15 protein-coding genes are annotated in these 15,808 nt (G+C 65.0%); 10 read left to right on the forward strand and 5 right to left on the reverse strand.

Going from position 1 to position 15,808, the window contains the following annotated elements:
* Nucleotides 1–21 precede the first annotated feature (21 nt).
* From AXA74_RS09785 to recO, 6 genes are all read left to right on the forward strand, one after another.
* The gene (locus AXA74_RS09785) at nt 22–1,506 is read left to right on the forward strand and encodes a DegQ family serine endoprotease (protein WP_032963963.1); all 1,485 of its coding nucleotides are present in this window, start codon (nt 22–24) and stop codon (nt 1,504–1,506) included.
* Between the two features lie 144 nt (nt 1,507–1,650).
* A complete protein-coding gene (lepA, locus tag AXA74_RS09790) occupies nt 1,651–3,444 on the forward strand; it encodes a translation elongation factor 4 (protein ID WP_029578699.1) in 1,794 nt (597 codons plus the stop codon).
* Between the two features lie 23 nt (nt 3,445–3,467).
* On the forward strand, nt 3,468–4,352 hold the full coding sequence (gene lepB / locus AXA74_RS09795) for a signal peptidase I (protein ID WP_029578698.1): 885 nt from the start codon (nt 3,468–3,470) through the stop codon (nt 4,350–4,352).
* A 5-nt stretch (nt 4,353–4,357) separates the two neighbouring features.
* Nucleotides 4,358–5,113, forward strand: coding sequence for a ribonuclease III (gene rnc, locus AXA74_RS09800; RefSeq protein ID WP_029578697.1), 756 nt, complete (start codon nt 4,358–4,360; stop codon nt 5,111–5,113).
* On the forward strand, nt 5,110–6,000 hold the full coding sequence (gene era / locus AXA74_RS09805; RefSeq protein ID WP_029578696.1) for a GTPase Era: 891 nt from the start codon (nt 5,110–5,112) through the stop codon (nt 5,998–6,000). Before rnc ends, era begins: the two co-directional genes overlap by 4 nt.
* Entirely contained in the window at nt 5,993–6,580 is a 588-nt protein-coding gene (gene recO / locus AXA74_RS09810) for a DNA repair protein RecO (RefSeq protein ID WP_029578695.1), read from the forward strand. Before era ends, recO begins: the two co-directional genes overlap by 8 nt.
* A gap of 77 nt (nt 6,581–6,657) precedes the next feature.
* On the opposite strand, the gene AXA74_RS09815 is transcribed toward recO, so the two are convergent.
* The 4 genes from AXA74_RS09815 to AXA74_RS09830 all read right to left on the reverse strand — a co-directional run bounded on the left by AXA74_RS09815 (nt 6,658) and on the right by AXA74_RS09830 (nt 9,690).
* Nucleotides 6,658–7,368 (reverse strand): Bax inhibitor-1/YccA family protein, encoded by a 711-nt coding sequence (locus tag AXA74_RS09815; RefSeq protein WP_032957224.1) that lies wholly within the window; start codon nt 7,366–7,368, stop codon nt 6,658–6,660.
* 95 nt (nt 7,369–7,463) lie between these two features.
* Nucleotides 7,464–7,703, reverse strand: coding sequence for a hypothetical protein (locus AXA74_RS09820; protein ID WP_029578693.1), 240 nt, complete (start codon nt 7,701–7,703; stop codon nt 7,464–7,466).
* Nucleotides 7,704–7,721: 18 nt separating this feature from the next.
* A complete protein-coding gene (locus tag AXA74_RS09825) occupies nt 7,722–8,159 on the reverse strand; it encodes a DNA polymerase III subunit chi (protein WP_029578692.1) in 438 nt (145 codons plus the stop codon).
* A gap of 16 nt (nt 8,160–8,175) precedes the next feature.
* Nucleotides 8,176–9,690: a leucyl aminopeptidase gene (locus AXA74_RS09830; RefSeq protein WP_032978296.1), complete on the reverse strand. Its 1,515-nt coding sequence runs from the start codon at nt 9,688–9,690 to the stop codon at nt 8,176–8,178.
* A 54-nt stretch (nt 9,691–9,744) separates the two neighbouring features.
* Between AXA74_RS09830 and lptF the strand changes: the two genes are divergently transcribed.
* Entirely contained in the window at nt 9,745–10,857 is a 1,113-nt protein-coding gene (gene lptF, locus AXA74_RS09835) for an LPS export ABC transporter permease LptF (protein ID WP_029578690.1), read from the forward strand.
* 8 nt (nt 10,858–10,865) lie between these two features.
* Here the strand turns inward: lptF and AXA74_RS09840 are convergent, their stop codons facing one another.
* Nucleotides 10,866–11,789: a LysR family transcriptional regulator gene (locus AXA74_RS09840; RefSeq protein ID WP_029578689.1), complete on the reverse strand. Its 924-nt coding sequence runs from the start codon at nt 11,787–11,789 to the stop codon at nt 10,866–10,868.
* A gap of 160 nt (nt 11,790–11,949) precedes the next feature.
* On the opposite strand from AXA74_RS09840, the gene AXA74_RS09845 reads away from it, so the two are divergent.
* The 3 genes from AXA74_RS09845 (at nt 11,950) to AXA74_RS09855 (ending at nt 15,804) form a co-directional block, all read left to right on the forward strand.
* On the forward strand, nt 11,950–13,167 hold the full coding sequence (locus AXA74_RS09845; protein WP_029578688.1) for an ABC transporter substrate-binding protein: 1,218 nt from the start codon (nt 11,950–11,952) through the stop codon (nt 13,165–13,167).
* A 61-nt stretch (nt 13,168–13,228) separates the two neighbouring features.
* On the forward strand, nt 13,229–14,722 hold the full coding sequence (locus AXA74_RS09850) for a CoA-acylating methylmalonate-semialdehyde dehydrogenase (protein WP_029578687.1): 1,494 nt from the start codon (nt 13,229–13,231) through the stop codon (nt 14,720–14,722).
* 137 nt (nt 14,723–14,859) lie between these two features.
* Nucleotides 14,860–15,804, forward strand: a complete 945-nt coding sequence (locus tag AXA74_RS09855; RefSeq protein WP_029578686.1) for a CysB family HTH-type transcriptional regulator — start codon at nt 14,860–14,862, stop codon at nt 15,802–15,804.
* The last annotated feature ends 4 nt before the right edge of the window (nt 15,805–15,808 follow it).

Genomic DNA, 15,808 nt, shown 5'->3' on the forward strand with positions numbered 1-15,808 from the left:
GGGTCTATCCGGAGCTCTTACATGAAAAAAACTGAATCGTCGACGCTTTATATCCGACGCCTGTTTGCCGCCTTGATGGTGGGTTCGGCATTGACGCTGGCGCAGGCCCCGATCGTGGCCCACGCGCAGACACCGGTGGCGGGCGGCGTATTGCCTGATTTCACCTCCATCGTCGAGAAGGCCGAGCCCGCTGTGGTCAATATCCGCACCACGGCGACCGTGCCGGTGCGCGGCGGCCCCGGCGGCGGCGGCGATCCCTACGAATTGTTCCGCTGGTTCTTCGGCCCGGATTTCCAGCCGCCGGGACCGGCTCCCGGTCAGCGCCGGCAGCAGCCCCAGCCCCAACCTGAAGAGCGCACCGTGCCGCGTGGCGTGGGCTCGGGCTTCTTCATCTCCGATGACGGCTACATCATGACGAACAACCACGTCATCAGCGATGCGGCCGACATCATTGTCACGCTGACCGACGGACGCGAGTTCAAGGCCAAGGTCATCGGTTCGGATGAGCGCACCGATGTCGCCCTCATCAAGATCGACGCCAAGGGCATGACCGCTTTGCCGATCGGCGATACCAAGAAGCTCAAGAAAGGCCAATGGGTGCTGGCCATTGGCTCGCCCTTCGGCCTGGATTCCACCGTGACCTCGGGCATCGTCAGCGCCATCGGCCGCGATACCGGCGAATACCTGCCCTTCATCCAGACGGATGTGGCGGTCAACCCCGGTAACTCGGGCGGTCCGCTGCTGAACATGCAGGGCGAGGTGGTGGGCATCAACTCGCAGATCATTTCGCGCAGCGGCGGCTTCATGGGCATCTCGCTGGCCATTCCCATCGACGAGGCCATGCGTGTGGTGGATCAGCTGCGCGCCACGGGCAAGGTCACGCGCGGCCGCATCGGCGTGCAGATCGGCGAGGTCGGCAAGGACGTTGCCGACGCCATCGGCCTGCCGCGCGCCGAGGGCGCGCTGGTGAGCAGCGTCGAGCCGGACGGCCCGGCCGACAAGGCGGGCGTGCAGCCGGGCGATGTGATCCTCAAGTTCAATGGCCAGACCATCAAGCGCTGGTCGGACCTGCCGCGCATCGTGGGCGACACCAAGCCGGAGACCGCCGGCAAGCTGGAAGTCTGGCGCAAGGGCAAGACCGTCACGCTGGAGGTCAAGGTCGGCGAGCTGAAATCCGAGCAGACCGCCGCGGCCGGCCGGGGCGGCAAGGAAGCCGCGCCCGCGGTGGACAACCACCTTGGCCTGAGCGTGACCGATGTGCCTGCCGATATGCAGCGCAAGCTGCGCATCAAGGGCGGGGTCCTGGTGCGGGCCGCCGAAGGCGCCGCGGCCTCGGCCGGCCTGCAAGAGGGCGACATCGTGCTGGCGGTCAACGACGCCGATGTGATCAATGCCGGCCAGTTCGCCAAGGTGGTGGGCAAGCTGGACAAGGGCAAGACTGTGGGCCTGCTGGTTCGCCGTGGCGACCAGACCCAATGGGTGGCGGTGCAGCCTTCCAGCAAATAAAGGCCAAGACCGGCTAAAATGCCTGGTTGCCGCAAGAGGGGGCGCATGGCGCCCCCTCTCATTTTGGCCGCCCCGCTTGGCGGGCCCGCGCCGCCGCACGATGCGGCTCCCGGTCTGTGCTACGTCCCTTTTATAATTTCCTCTATGCAGCATATCCGTAACTTTTCCATCATTGCCCACATCGACCATGGCAAATCGACGTTGGCCGACCGCCTGATCCAGCGCTGCGGCGGCCTGGCGGCTCGTGAAATGTCGGCCCAGGTGTTGGACTCGATGGATATCGAGCGCGAGCGCGGCATTACGATCAAGGCACAGACGGCGGCCTTGCAGTACCAGAGCCAGGACGGCAAGGTCTACAACCTCAACCTCATCGACACCCCGGGACACGTGGACTTCTCGTATGAGGTCAGCCGTTCGTTGTCGGCCTGCGAGGGCGCGCTGCTGGTGGTGGATGCCTCGCAGGGCGTCGAGGCGCAGACCGTGGCCAACTGCTATACCGCCATCGATCTCGGCGTAGAGGTGCTGCCGGTCCTGAACAAGATGGACCTGCCGCAGGCCGATCCGGATGGCGCGCGCCAGGAAGTCGAAGACGTCATCGGCATCGACGCGACCGACGCCGTGCTGGCCAGCGCCAAGACGGGCATGGGCATCGACGAAATCCTCGAGATGGTCGTCGCCCGGGTGCCGCCGCCCAAGGGGGATCCGGCCGCGCCCCTGCAGGCGCTCATCATCGATTCCTGGTTCGACAACTACGTGGGCGTCGTGATGCTGGTGCGCATCGTCAACGGCGTGCTGCGTCCCAAGGACAAGATCCTGCTCATGGCTTCGGGCGCCACCCATCTGTGCGAACAGACGGGGGTGTTCACGCCCAAGTCGCAATCCCGCCCGCAGCTCTCGGCCGGCGAGGTGGGCTTCGTCATCGCCGGCATCAAGGAGCTGGCGCATGCCAAGGTGGGCGACACCATCACCCTGGCCGGCAAGCCCGCCGACGAACCGCTGCCGGGCTTCAAGGAAGTCAAGCCGCAGGTGTTTGCCGGGCTGTATCCGGTCGAAAGCTCCGAGTACGATCAACTGCGGGACTCGCTCGAGAAGCTCAAGCTCAATGACGCGGCGCTGATGTTCGAGCCTGAAGTCTCCCAGGCGCTGGGCTTCGGCTTCCGTTGCGGCTTCCTGGGGCTGTTGCACATGGAGATCGTGCAAGAGCGCCTGGAGCGCGAGTTCGACATGGACATCATCACCACCGCGCCTTCGGTGGTCTATGAGGTCCAGGAGCGCGATGGCACGGTGTTGACCATCGAAAGCCCTTCGCGCATGCCGGAAGTCGGCAAGATCGCCGATATCCGCGAGCCCATCGTCAAGGTCACCCTGTTCATGCCGCAGGAGTATGTCGGGCCCGTCATGACGTTGTGCAATAACAAGCGCGGCACGCAGATCAACATGACCTACCACGGCCGGCAGGTGCATCTCACCTATGAGATCCCGCTGGCCGAGATCGTGCTGGACTTCTTTGACCGCCTGAAATCGGTTTCGCGCGGCTACGCCTCCATGGATTATGAATTCCTGGAGTACCGCTCGGCCGACGTGGTCAAGGTGGACCTGCTGATCAACGGCGACCGGGTCGATGCCCTGGCCATGATCGTGCACCGCTCCAATGCGCGCTATCGCGCCCGCGAAGTGGTTTCGCGCATGCGTGAACTCATCCCGCGCCAGATGTATGACGTGGCCATCCAGGCGGCTATCGGCGCCGAAGTGATCGCGCGCGAAAACGTCAAGGCGCTGCGCAAGAACGTGCTGGCCAAGTGCTACGGCGGCGATATCACCCGCAAGAAAAAGCTGCTGGAGAAGCAGAAGGCCGGCAAGAAGCGCATGAAGCAAGTCGGCACGGTGGAAATTCCCCAGGAAGCCTTTCTGGCCATTCTGCAGGTCGAAGACAAGTAGCAACCGTATAGGCGGTACAAACAATGAGCTGGAATTTCGCCCTCATCCTTTTCGTGCTGTTGATCCTGACCGGCGTCATCTGGGCGCTGGACCTGCTGGTCTGGCGCAAGGCGCGCCAGCGGCGCGCGCACGCCGCCGCCGAGCAGGTCAGGGCCGCTGGCATCGAGGATCCGGCCGAGGCCGAGCGGCGCCGCCAGGAGGCGGTCGACCAGGCCAACAAGATGCCGTGGTGGGTCGAGTATGCCGTGAGTTTTTTCCCGGTCATCCTCTTTGTGTTCGTGCTGCGTTCCTTTGTGGTCGAGCCTTTCCGGATCCCGTCGGGCTCCATGCTGCCCACGCTGCAATCGGGCGACCTCATCCTGGTGAACAAGTTCGGCTATGGCATCCGCCTGCCTGTCATCGACAAGAAGGTGATCGAGCTCGGCTCGCCGCAGCGAGGGGATGTGGTGGTGTTCCGCTATCCCGTGGACCCCGATGTGGACTACATCAAGCGCATCGTGGGATTGCCCGGCGATGAGGTCGCGTATCTGGACAAAAAGCTCTACGTCAACGGTCAATTGGTGACGCATGTGCGCGACGGCGACTATTTCGAGCCGGACCGGGTTTCGTATATTGCTCAATATAAAGAGAAATTGGGCGACGTTGAGCACAAGATCCTGCTGGATGAAAACAAGTTCCAGGATTACGGCCCAATCTGGAAATTTCCCTACCTGGACAACTGCCAGTACCTGCGCAATGGAGTACGCTGCAAAGTACCCCAGGGCCAGTATTTCGCCATGGGTGACAACCGGGACAATAGTGCCGACAGCCGCTACTGGGGTTTCGTGCCTGACAGTAATATCGTGGGTAAGGCATTCTTTGTCTGGATGAATTTTGGCGACTTGAGCCGCATAGGCCGTTTTCACTGATAGTCATGTCCCTAGCCACGCTGGAAACCCGCCTTGGCCACCACTTCGGTGACCAGGCCTTGCTTGAGCAGGCGCTCACACACCGCAGCCACGGTGCGCGCCACAACGAGCGGCTGGAGTTTCTCGGCGACTCCGTGCTGAACTTCGTCGTCGCGGCCATGCTGTTCGAGCGCTATGCCAAGCTCGACGAAGGCGATCTGTCGCGGGTGCGCGCCAATCTGGTCAAGCAGGCATCGCTGGCCGATATCGCGCAGCGCCTGGACCTGTCGCCCTATCTGCGCCTGGGCGAGGGCGAGCTCAAGAGCGGCGGCTTTCGCCGCCCGTCCATCCTGGCCGATGCGGTCGAGGCCTTGTTCGGCGCTGTCTTCCTGGATGCCGGTTTCGATGCCGCGCGCAAGGTGATCGAGCGCCAATACCAGCCCGTGCTGGCCAGCGTGGATCCGCAAACCCTGGGCAAGGACGCCAAGACCTTGCTGCAGGAATTCCTGCAGGGCCGCAAGATGGCGCTGCCGGTCTACACCGTCGTGGCCACCCATGGGGCGGCCCACAGCCAGCAGTTCGAGGTGGAGTGCGCCATCCCGGCCCTGGAAATCAAGGTGACGGCCGCTGGCGCGAGCCGCCGCGCCGCCGAACAATCGGCCGCCAAGCTGGCCCTGGAGGCCGCGCAGGCGGTCAGTCCGCGTGCGGCGCGCAAGAGCGGCCGCGCGCGCAAGACCGCCCAACTGTCGCTGCCGGTGGCAGTGGCTCAAGAGGTTAAATGAGTTCCCAAGCTTTCCGTACCGGTTTCGTCGCCATCGTCGGCCGCCCCAATGTGGGCAAGTCCACGCTGACCAATGCCTTGATCGGCTCGAAGATTTCCATCGTCTCGCGCAAGGCGCAGACCACCCGGCATCGCATTCACGGCGTGCTTACGCGCGAGCATGAGCAATTCGTCTTTGTCGATACGCCAGGTTTCCAGACCCGCCATGGCGGCGCGATGAACCGCATGATGAACCGCGTCGTGACGCAGGCCCTGGCCGACGTCGACGTGGTGGTGCATGTGGTGGAGGCCGGCAAATGGTCGGAAGGCGACGCCAAGCTGCTGCCCTTGCTGCCCAAGCCCGAGCGGACCATCCTGGCCATCAGCAAGATCGACGCCCTCAAAAGCCGCGACGAACTCTTTCCCTTCGTGGCGAAGATCATGGCCCAGCACGCCTATGGCGCGGTCGTGCCCGTGAGCGCCACCAAGAACCAGCAGCTCGACCAGCTGCTCGACGAAATCGCGCAGCGCCTGCCGGAAGGCGAGCCCATGTTCGAAGAGGACACGCTGACCGATCGCTCCATGCGCTTTATCGCCGCCGAACTGGTGCGCGAGAAGATCTTCCGTCTGGTGGGCGATGAGCTGCCCTATGGCTGTACGGTGGTCATCGAGCAATGGGAGGAGACCGACGCCCATGCGCGCATCGCCGCCTGCGTGGTGGTCGAGCGCGATAGCCATCGCCCCATCCTCCTGGGGGCGGGCGGGCAGCACATGAAGCGCATCGCCACCGAGGCCCGCCAGGATATCGCCAAGCTGCTGGACAAGCCGGTGCACCTGGAGGTGTATATCAAGGTGCGCAAGGGCTGGTCGGATCGCGAAGGCGCTTTGCGCGATCTGGGTTATGAGTAAGCGCGCTCAGCGCGTTCACGATAATCGTGCCTATATGCTCCACGCCACGGCGTGGCGCGAGACTTCCCTCATTGTCCAGGCGTTTTCGCGCGACCACGGCTGTGTGGCCATGGTCGCCAAGGGCGCCAAGCGCCCATATTCGGTATTGCGGCCCGTGCTGTCCGCCTTCCAGCCCCTGTTGATGTCCTGGACCGGCGGCGGCGAGGTCAAGACCCTGACCCGCGCCGAGGTGGCGGGCGTGCATCCGCTGGGCGGCGCGTCCCTGATGTCCGCCTGGTATATGAATGAGCTGCTGCTGCGGCTCCTGCCGCGCGAAGACGCCCATCCGCTGCTGTTCGATGCCTATGAAACCGCGTTGCAGCAACTGGCCGGCGGCTCGCGCGCGGCCGGCGCCCTCCGGCGCTTCGAATGGATACTGCTGCGTGAAACGGGCTATGGGGTCGACGAAAGAGAGCCCGACTTCAATGATCCGCGCATCGAGCCCGAACTGCGGCGCGATTTGCGCGAGCGCCTGGAGACGCATCTGGTCGGGCGCCCGCTTGCGACGCGCCGCGTGCTGATGGATCTGCAGCGTCTCTGATATCCGTTTTTCAAAAAAAACCCGCCAACGAGGGCGGGTGGTCAAGCATGCCCGCATGGCGGGCTTGCGCGTCGACTTTATTCGCGGTTGCCGCCGAAGATGCCCAGCAACATCAGCAGGTTGGAGAAGACGTTGTAGACGTCCAGGTAGATGGCCAGGGTGGCGGACACGTAATTGGTCTCGCCGCCGTTGACCACGCGCTGCAGGTCCACCAGCATGAAGGCCGAGAAGATGACGATGGCCAGCACGGAGATGGTCAGCATCAGGGCCGGCATCTGCAGGAAGATATTGGCCAGCGCGGCCACCAGGATGACCACGGCGCCCGTGAACAGCCACTTCTGCATGCTGGAGAGGTCGCGCTTGATGGTGGTGGCCAGCGTCGCCATGGTGCCGAAGACGACAGCCGTGCCGCCAAAGGCCGTCATGACGAGCTGCGAGCCGTTGCTCATGCCCAGCACGAAGCCGAGCAGGCGCGACAGCATGATGCCCATGAAGAAGGTGAAGGCCAGCAGCAGCGCCACGCCCAGCGAGCTGTTCTTGTTTTTCTCGATGGCGAACATCAGGCCGAAGGCGCCGACCAGGAAAATGATGGCCGACATGCCGGGGCTGGCGCCCATGACGCGGTTGATGCCGGTATAGAGGCCGACGGCGGCGCCCAGCACGGTAGGAATCAGGGACAGGGCGAGCAACCAGTAGGTGTTGCGCAGGACCTGGTTGCGGACGACCTCGCCCGGCGCGCCGGCGAGCTGGCCGGAACGATTGAAAGGGGACGGACGGTATTCGTTCATGTGGACTCCTGTTTGGCGGATTTCGCCGGATAACACTTAGAGTAAAAGCATACCTGACAGTTCCCTGAAAAATCCAGTCCGGGAAACCGCAGGGTTCAGCCCGGGCGCAGGCGCTGCAGGGCGCGGTCGACGATGCCCGGCAGCTCGGCTTCCAGGCGCGCGCGCATGTCCGCCGCGGCCTGGGCGGCGGCCTGCTCGATGGCCTGTTCGAGTTCTGCCTGCAGCAAGGCGCGCAGTACGGTGTCCGAGGCGATGTCGGCGACGGCGGCCTGGCCAGGCTCGTCGTGACGCTCGGTGAGGACGGGGATACCGGGATCCGAAAAAGGGGCAGACATGATATGCGGAAGAAACCGTCAGGCGCTGCGGCTCAGGTCATGGCTTTGCGGCGTATGCCCGGCGGCGACATAGTCGCGCCAGCGCGCGCGCGCGGCAGCCTTGTCGGCCGGGTCGTCGGAGACGATCTCCAGGACCCGCGCAAAACCATCGTAATGGGGCGGGCAGGCGTCGTCCAGGTTGAGCAGCCAGGCATCGGGCGCCAGCGCGGCGGCCTGCTGGGGATCGGTGGCGGTGAGCACGATGGGCGTGTCGGCGGCCAGGGCGTCGCGCGCCAGCACGTGGGGCACGAAGGCGGTGTCGTCAAAGGCCCAGAGCATGCGGTCAAAAGCCGACAGGCGATTGCCGTCGGCGCAATAGACGATGAGCCGCTGGCCTGCCAGATAGCGCTTGCGGGCGGTCTGGCAGGCCGCCCGCAAGCGGTCCGGGGCGCCAAAGGCGAAATCGATCCGGGTCATGCGGGCCTGCCTTGCCTCAGGCGTTGCGGTTGAGCAGGTATTGCATCAGCAGCGGCACGGGGCGGCCGGTGGCGCCCTTGTCCTTGCCGCCGCGCCAGGCCGTGCCGGCGATGTCCAGGTGGGCCCAGGGATAGGCCTTGGTGAAGCGCGACAGGAAGCAGGCGGCCGTGACGGCGCCCGCCTGGGGGCCGCCGATGTTGGCGATGTCGGCGAAGTTGGACTTCAGCTGCTCCTGGTAGGCATCGTCCAGCGGCATGCGCCAGGCGGTGTCCTGGGCCTGGCGGCCGGCGGCCAGCAAGGCCTCGGCCAGGGCATCGTCCTTGGAAAACAGGCCGGTGTTGACGCTGCCCAGGGCGACGACGCAGGCGCCGGTCAGCGTGGCGATGTCGATCACGGCCGAGGGCTTGAAGCGCTCGGCATAGGTGAGGGCGTCGCACAGGATCAGGCGGCCTTCGGCATCGGTATTGAGGATTTCGATGGTCTGCCCCGACATGCTGGTGACCACGTCCCCCGGCTTGTTGGCCTTGCCGCTGGGCAGGTTTTCGCAGGCGGCGACCAGGCCGACGACCTCCATGGCCGGGACCAGTTCGCCCAAGGCACGGAAGGTGCCCAGTACGCTGGCCGCGCCGCACATGTCGTACTTCATTTCGTCCATCGTGGCGGCGGGCTTGAGCGAGATGCCGCCGGCATCGAAGGTAATGCCCTTGCCCACCAGCACCACGGGACCGGCGGCGGCCTTGGCCTTCTTGGCCGCGGCCGATTTGCCGTTATAGCGCAGCACGATGAAGCGCAGCGGCTCCTCGGAGCCGCGCGCCACCGACAGGAAGGAGCCCATGCCCAGGGCCTCGACCTGCTTGCGGTCCAGCACCTCGACCTTGATCAGGCTCTTGAAGTCGCGGGCCAGCTTGCGGGCCGTGTCGCCCAGATAGGAAGGCGTGCAGACATTGCCCGGCAGATTGCCCAGCGTGCGGGCCAGCTCCATGCCGTTGGCGATAGCCGCGCCCTCGCGCAGGCCCAGCTGGGTCTGCGCGGTGTCGGCGCGCTCGACGACCTGGGTGATTTTCTTGAGCTTGGGGCGGGCGTCACGGTCGGGCTTGCCGAAGGTGGCGTCGTAATGATAGGTGGCCTGGCCGGCGGCGATGGCCGCGGCGCGGGCACGATCGCGCACGCCGGCGTTCTCGACCGGCAAGGAGACCAGGGTGGATACGCCCTCGGCCAGCTGCGCAGACACGCAATAGGCGGCGAAAGCCTGCTCGGCGCTGGCATGGGCGCGGGCGTTGTATTCCTCTTGCTTGCCCAGGCCGACCAGCACGACGCGCTGGGCCGACACACCGGCCAGATTGCGCAGCACCAGGGTGGCGCCGGCGCGGCCGCGGAACTCGGCTTTGGTGACGGCGCGGATGGCGCCATTGCTCGCGCGATCGATCGTGTCGGCGGCGGGGCCGAGCACGCCGTCGGCGTACACGCCCACGGCCAGGGCCGAGGTCTTGATCTGATGCAGGGAAGCAGTGGTCTGTGTGCTAAATTCCATGAAGATTTCCCGAGTGCGTCGAACGTTGCGGACGATTATCCCGCATATTCTCACATGTCTCTATTTAAACGGTCTGTCGTCAGCGAGATTACCAGTCACGCGGGCGTGGTGTTTTCCACTCTCGTGGTGGTATGGCTGAGTGTCCTGCTGGTGCGCCTGCTGGGCGAGGCCGCGGGTGGTTCCATCGGCGCCGACGTGGTGCTCGGCCTGGCCGCGTTTTCCACCATCACCGCCTTGCCCACGATTCTCGCGGTCTCCCTCTTCATCGCGGTGTTGACCACGGTCACGCGCAACTATCGCGAATCCGAAATGGTGGTGTGGTTCGCCAGCGGCCTGTCCCTGGCCGACTGGCTGCGGCCCGTGCTGCGCGTGGCCATTCCGGTGGCGGCCGTGGTGGCGGGACTGACGCTGGTAGCCTCGCCTTGGGCCTATCGCCAGATCGGCGAATACCGGGAGCGCTTTGAACAGCGCTCCGACCTGTCCAAGGTGGCGGCCGGCCAGTTCGCGGAATCGGGCCGTGGCGACCGGGTATTTTTCGCCGAAGATCCCGCCGATCCGCGCGACGAGCTGGGCGCGGTGTTCGCACGCGCCATCGATCCCGAATGGTTCAGCGTGCTCACGGCCAAGAGTGCGCGGGGAGAAACCCTGCCCAACGGCGACCGCTTCCTGGTGCTGTCGGGCGGCCATCGCTATGACCTCAAGCCCGGCACGCCTGAAGTGCGGCTGACCAATTTCGAAGAGTACGGCATCCGCCTGGAGAGCAAGGCGGGCGATGATCCCATCGCCGAGGCGCGGGCGGCGGCTGAACGTTCGAGCAAGGCGCGTTCGACGGCGCAATTGATGCAGGACAACACGGACAGCGCCTGGTCGCAGGTCATGTGGCGTGTGTCCATGCCGCTGGCGGCCCTGAACCTCGCGTTGCTGGCCATTCCGCTGGGCGCGGTCAATCCGCGCCTGGGGCGTTCGGGCGACTTGCTGATCGCCGGCCTGGTCGGTCTGCTCTATATGAATCTCATCAATTTGTCGCGCGCCTGGATCAGCAGCGGCAAGCTGCCTTTCGGCGTGGGGGTGTGGGTCATCCACGCCATCGTGCTGGCTTTCACGGTCTTCCTGCTCTATAAGCGCCTGCGCGTGAAGGCGCCCAAGCCGCCGAAGGCCGCGGCCTAGGCGCGGTTTCAGTCTTTGCCCGTCACCAGCTCGCCGGCGCGGCCGGCGAGCAGATCCCGGTTGCGCTCGGCCGCCTCGCGCATGAAGTCCCACAGCAGGCTGACGCGCTTGAGGCGGTAGAGGTCCTCGTGGCAATACATCCAGAAGCTGCGCGTGATCGCGACCTCGCCGCCCAGCACCGGTGAGAGCCTGGGATCCTGGGCGGCGATGAAGCAGGGCAGGATGGCCAGCGACTGGCCTTGCAGGGCCGCATGGTATTGCGCCACCACACTGGTGCTGCGCAGCACGACCCGGCTGTTGGGCAGGAGATCCTCCAGGTAGCGCAGCCGCTCGCTGAACAGCAGCTCGTCCACATAGCCGATGAAACTATGGCCGGCAAGGTCGGCGCGCGAGCGGATGGGCGGGTGGCGCGCCAGGTATTGAGGGGTGCCGTAGAGCATGAGGGTGTAGTCGCACAGCCGGCTGCATACATAGGGACCGCGCTGGGGGCGTTCGATGGTGATGGCCAGGTCGGCCTCGCGCTTGGACAGGCTGACAAAGCGCGGCACCGGCAGGATATCCAGCGTGATGTGCGGGTAGCGGCGCTGGAAATCGGCCGCCAGCGGGGTGACGACATAGCTGCCGAACCCTTCGGTGGCGCCGATGCGGATATGCCCGGACAACGCCTGCCCGATGCCCGAGAGGCTTTCCCGGGCGGTATGCACCGTGCTTTCCATCTGCTCGGCATAGACGAAGAGGCGCTGGCCGTCCTCGGTCAGCACGAAGCCGGCGCTGCGCGATTTCTCGAACAGCAGGCTGCCCAGCTCGGCCTCCAGGGCCCGGATACGGCGCGCCACCGTGGTGTGCTCGACGCCCAGGGTACGGGCCGCCGCGCTTACGCGCTGGCTGCGGGCCACCTCCAGAAAGTAGCGCAGGCTGTCCCAGTCGAGCATGGCGGCGTCCCCTGTCCTGTGGTGATTTTTTCGTTGTGCATGAATGCACAATACATGTGCATTCATGGCGTTGCTTGTGGATTTTCACACATCTACACTAGTTTGAGCCACTGCCGCGCACGGCGGCGGGCCAAGAAAAAAATCCACAGGAGACAAGTTCATGAAGATGCATGCGCGCGGTATCGCCGCAGGCCTGTGCCTGGGCGCCTTGCTGGTGGGGCAAGCCATGGCGGCCGACAAGCCGCCGGTCAAGATCGGCGTGTTGACGGACATGTCGGGCACGTATGCGGGCATGGGGGGAGCCGGTTCGGTGGCCGCCGCCCAGCTGGCCATCGACGATTGCCTGGCCGCCGAGTGCAAGGGCATGAAGATCGAGCTGGTTTCCGCGGACAACCAAAACAAGGCCGACGTCGGGGCGGCGCGCGCGCGCGAGTGGTTCGATCGCGACGGCGTGACGGCTATCGCCGACTTGACCAATTCCGCGGTCGCCCTGGCGGTGCAGGGCATTGCCCGCGAGAAGAACAAGGTGGTGATGTTCTCCGGCCCGGCCACCACGGCGCTGACCAACAAGGAATGCTCGCCGCTGGGCTTTCACTGGATGTTCGACACGTATTCGCAATCCGCCGGCGGCGCCAAGGCGACGGTCAAGGCGGGCGGCAAGTCATGGTTTTTCGTGACGGTGGACTACGCCTTCGGCCATTCGCTGGAGGCGGATACGGCCAAGGCGGTCAAGGCGCTCGGCGGCACGGTCGCCGGCAGCGTGCGCCATCCCTTGAACGCGCCGGATTTCGCGTCTTATCTCTTGCAGGCGCAGAGTTCCAAGGCCCAGGTGGTGGCGCTGGCCAATGGCGGGCAGGACACGGTCAACGCGGTCAAGCAGGCGCGCGAGTTCGGCATCGTCGACGGAGGGCAGCGCCTGGTCTCGCTGCTGATCTTCCTGTCGGACCTGCGGGCGCTGGGCCTGGACAACGCCCAGGGCCTCTCCTATGTCGACGGCTTTTACTGGGATTACGACGATGCCACGCGGCAATGGTCGGCGCGCTTCGAGAAGGCTTTCCGCGGCCTGAAGCCCACCATGACGCAGGCCGGCGTGTATTCCAGCGTGCTGCACTACCTGCGCGCGGTGGCCGCCAGCGGCAGCACCGATGGCAAGGTCGTGGCCGACAAAATGCGCGAATTGCCGATCAAGGATCCCATCATGCGCAATGCCTCCATCCGTCCGGATGGGCGCGTGATCCACGATATGTATCTGTATGAAGTGAAAAAGCCTTCGGAGTCCAAGGGCGGCTGGGATTATTCCAAGCTGGTGGCGACGATTCCCGCGGCCGAGGCATTCCAGCCCTTGGCCGATTCCACCTGCCCGCTGGTCAAGCCCTAGCGCCGATTCATACCCAAGGGGGCCGGCCGGCCTCCCATCCAAGCAGTCTGAGGAGCAAGCAATGAGCGAAGTCCCCCGCGTGCCGCTACTGATCGGCGGCAAACTGGTGCAGTCCAAGACCACGCAATGGCGTGATGTCATCAATCCGGCCACGCAGGAAGTCGTGGCCCAAGTGCCTTTCGCCACCCGCGAGGAGCTGGACCTGGCGGTCTCCAACGCCAAGGAAGCGTTTCAAACCTGGCGCAATGCGGGACAGGGCCAACGCATGCGCGTCATGCTCAAGTTCCAGCAACTGCTGCGCGATAATACGGCCAAGCTGGCCGAGATGATCACGCGCGAGCATGGCAAGACGCTGCCCGACGCCGAGGGCGAGGTCGGGCGCGGGCTGGAGGTGGTGGAGCACGCCTGCTCGATCGCCAGCCTGCAGCTGGGCGAGTACGCCGAGAACGCGGCCTCCGGCATCGACGTCTACACCTTGATCCAGCCGCTGGGCGTCTGCGCCGGCATCACCGCTTTCAATTTCCCGGTGATGCTGCCCTGCTTCATGTTTCCGATTGCCGTGTCCTGCGGCAATACCTTTGTGCTCAAGCCTTCCGAGCAGGATCCCTCCGCCTCGCTCTACCTGGCGCAGCTGGCGCTGGAGGCGGGCCTGCCGCCGGGCGTGCTGAATGTGGTGCACGGCGGTCCGGACATCGCCAACGGCTTGTGCGAGCATCCTGACATCAAGGCCGTGTCCTTCATCGGATCGACCCGGGTGGGCACCGAGATCTATGACCGCGCATCCAAGGCGGGCAAGCGCTGCCAGTCCATGATGGGGGCGAAGAACCACTGCGTCATCCTGCCGGATGCGGATCCTGAGGTGGCGCTCAACCAACTGGTGGGCGCGGCTTTTGGCGCGGCCGGCCAGCGCTGCATGGCCACCTCGGTGGCGGTGCTGGTGGGCGAGGCGCGCAACTGGCTGCCCGATTTCGTCGAGCGCGCCAAAAAGCTCAAGGTCAACGCCGGCACCGACCGCCAGGCCGACCTGGGGCCGCTGGTGTCGGTCAATGCGCGCAAGCGCGTCGAGGGCCTGATCCAGAAGGGCGTGGAAGAGGGCGCCAAGCTGCTGCTCGACGGCCGCGGCATCAAGGTCGAGGGCTATGGCGACGGTAATTTTGTCGGGCCGACGATTTTCGATGGCGTGACCGAAGACATGACCATCTACCAGGACGAGATCTTTGGCCCGGTGCTCTGCGTGGTGGGCGTGGAAACGCTGGAGCAGGCCGTGGCCTTCGTCAACCGCAATCCGAATGGCAACGGCGTGGCGCTGTTCACCCAGGACGGGGGCGCGGCGCGCTACTTCCAGAACAACATCGACGTCGGCCAGGTGGGCATCAACATCCCCATCCCCGTGCCGGTGGCCTGGTTCAGCTTCACGGGCTCGCGCGGCTCCAAGCTCGGCGACCTCGGTCCCAATGGCAAGCAGGCGGTGCAGTTCTGGACGCAGACCAAGACAGTCACGGCGCGCTGGTCGGCCCATGGCCGCTCGGTGAACACCACCATCACCATGCGCTGAGCGGCCCTCGCGGCCCCCGGACCCCGGCCCAGAGAGGGCCGGGGTTTCTATTTGTGCAATCGCACAAGCTTATTTAAATAAGTAATATAGGATGGCTCTTATATTACTTATAATCAGCTGCACGAATAGGGGCCTCCATGAACCTCCAGCAATTCCGATTTGTGCGCGAAACGATCCGTCGGGACTTCAACCTCACCGAAGCCGCGCGGATGCTCTACACCTCCCAGCCTGGCGTGTCCAAGGCCATCATCGAGTTCGAGGACGAGCTGGGCATCAAGATCTTCGAGCGCCATGGCAAGCGCATCAAGGGACTGACCAAGCCCGGCCTGGCCGTCTCACAGGTGATCGACCGCATCATGCGCGAAGTCGATAACCTGAAGAAGGTCAGCGATGAGTTCGCCCGCCGCGACGAGGGCGGCCTGGTCATCGCCTGCACTCATACGCAGGCGCGCTATCTGCTGCCCCGTGTTATCCCGGCGTTCCGCAAGCAATTCCCCAAGGTGCATCTGTCGCTGGCCGAGGGCAGCCCCGCCCAATTGGCCGAGATGGTGCTGCACGAGCAGGCCGACCTGGCCCTGGCCACGGAATCCCTGGCGCTGACGCCGGGACTGGCGACGCTGCCGGTCTATGCCTGGGAGCACACGGTGGTGGTGCGGCCGGACCATCCGTTGGCCGAGCTCAAGTCCTCCGAGGCCAAGCGGCTGAGCCTGGCCCAGTTGGCCGAATATCCTATCGTGACCTACGACCGCGCCTTTACGGGCCGCAGCACCATAGACGAAGTCTTCGCCAACCAGGCCATCCATCCGGACATCGTGCTCGAAGCCATCGACGCCGATGTGATCAAGACCTATGTGGACGTGGGCCTGGGCATAGGCATCATCGCGGGCGTGGCCTATGACCCGAGGCGCGATGGCAATCTGGTCGGTCTGCCGGTGGGGCATTTGTTCGGCACCCACACCACCCGTGTCGGCGTGAAGTCGGGCGTGTTCCTGCGCGACTACGTCTACACCTTCCTGGAGATGCTGGCGCCGTCGCTGACGCGCCAGGTGGTGACCGACGCCGTGCAAGGCCTGCCGCGCTGAGCGC

Source organism: Bordetella hinzii LMG 13501, assembly GCF_001548475.1.
GTDB classification, from domain to species: Bacteria; Pseudomonadota; Gammaproteobacteria; order Burkholderiales; family Burkholderiaceae_B; genus Bordetella; species Bordetella hinzii.

What these genes read in the sequence shown, in the direction of transcription:
- AXA74_RS09785 (WP_032963963.1), top strand. Translation starts at nt 22, where the DNA reads ATGAAAAAAACTGAATCGTCGACGCTTTATATCCGACGCCTGTTTGCC.
- lepA (WP_029578699.1), top strand. Translation starts at nt 1,651, where the DNA reads ATGCAGCATATCCGTAACTTTTCCATCATTGCCCACATCGACCATGGC.
- lepB (WP_029578698.1), top strand. Translation starts at nt 3,468, where the DNA reads ATGAGCTGGAATTTCGCCCTCATCCTTTTCGTGCTGTTGATCCTGACC.
- rnc (WP_029578697.1), top strand. Translation starts at nt 4,358, where the DNA reads ATGTCCCTAGCCACGCTGGAAACCCGCCTTGGCCACCACTTCGGTGAC.
- era (WP_029578696.1), top strand. Translation starts at nt 5,110, where the DNA reads ATGAGTTCCCAAGCTTTCCGTACCGGTTTCGTCGCCATCGTCGGCCGC.
- recO (WP_029578695.1), top strand. Translation starts at nt 5,993, where the DNA reads ATGAGTAAGCGCGCTCAGCGCGTTCACGATAATCGTGCCTATATGCTC.
- AXA74_RS09815 (WP_032957224.1), bottom strand. Translation starts at nt 7,368, where the DNA reads ATGAACGAATACCGTCCGTCCCCTTTCAATCGTTCCGGCCAGCTCGCC.
- AXA74_RS09820 (WP_029578693.1), bottom strand. Translation starts at nt 7,703, where the DNA reads ATGTCTGCCCCTTTTTCGGATCCCGGTATCCCCGTCCTCACCGAGCGT.
- AXA74_RS09825 (WP_029578692.1), bottom strand. Translation starts at nt 8,159, where the DNA reads ATGACCCGGATCGATTTCGCCTTTGGCGCCCCGGACCGCTTGCGGGCG.
- AXA74_RS09830 (WP_032978296.1), bottom strand. Translation starts at nt 9,690, where the DNA reads ATGGAATTTAGCACACAGACCACTGCTTCCCTGCATCAGATCAAGACC.
- lptF (WP_029578690.1), top strand. Translation starts at nt 9,745, where the DNA reads ATGTCTCTATTTAAACGGTCTGTCGTCAGCGAGATTACCAGTCACGCG.
- AXA74_RS09840 (WP_029578689.1), bottom strand. Translation starts at nt 11,789, where the DNA reads ATGCTCGACTGGGACAGCCTGCGCTACTTTCTGGAGGTGGCCCGCAGC.
- AXA74_RS09845 (WP_029578688.1), top strand. Translation starts at nt 11,950, where the DNA reads ATGAAGATGCATGCGCGCGGTATCGCCGCAGGCCTGTGCCTGGGCGCC.
- AXA74_RS09850 (WP_029578687.1), top strand. Translation starts at nt 13,229, where the DNA reads ATGAGCGAAGTCCCCCGCGTGCCGCTACTGATCGGCGGCAAACTGGTG.
- AXA74_RS09855 (WP_029578686.1), top strand. Translation starts at nt 14,860, where the DNA reads ATGAACCTCCAGCAATTCCGATTTGTGCGCGAAACGATCCGTCGGGAC.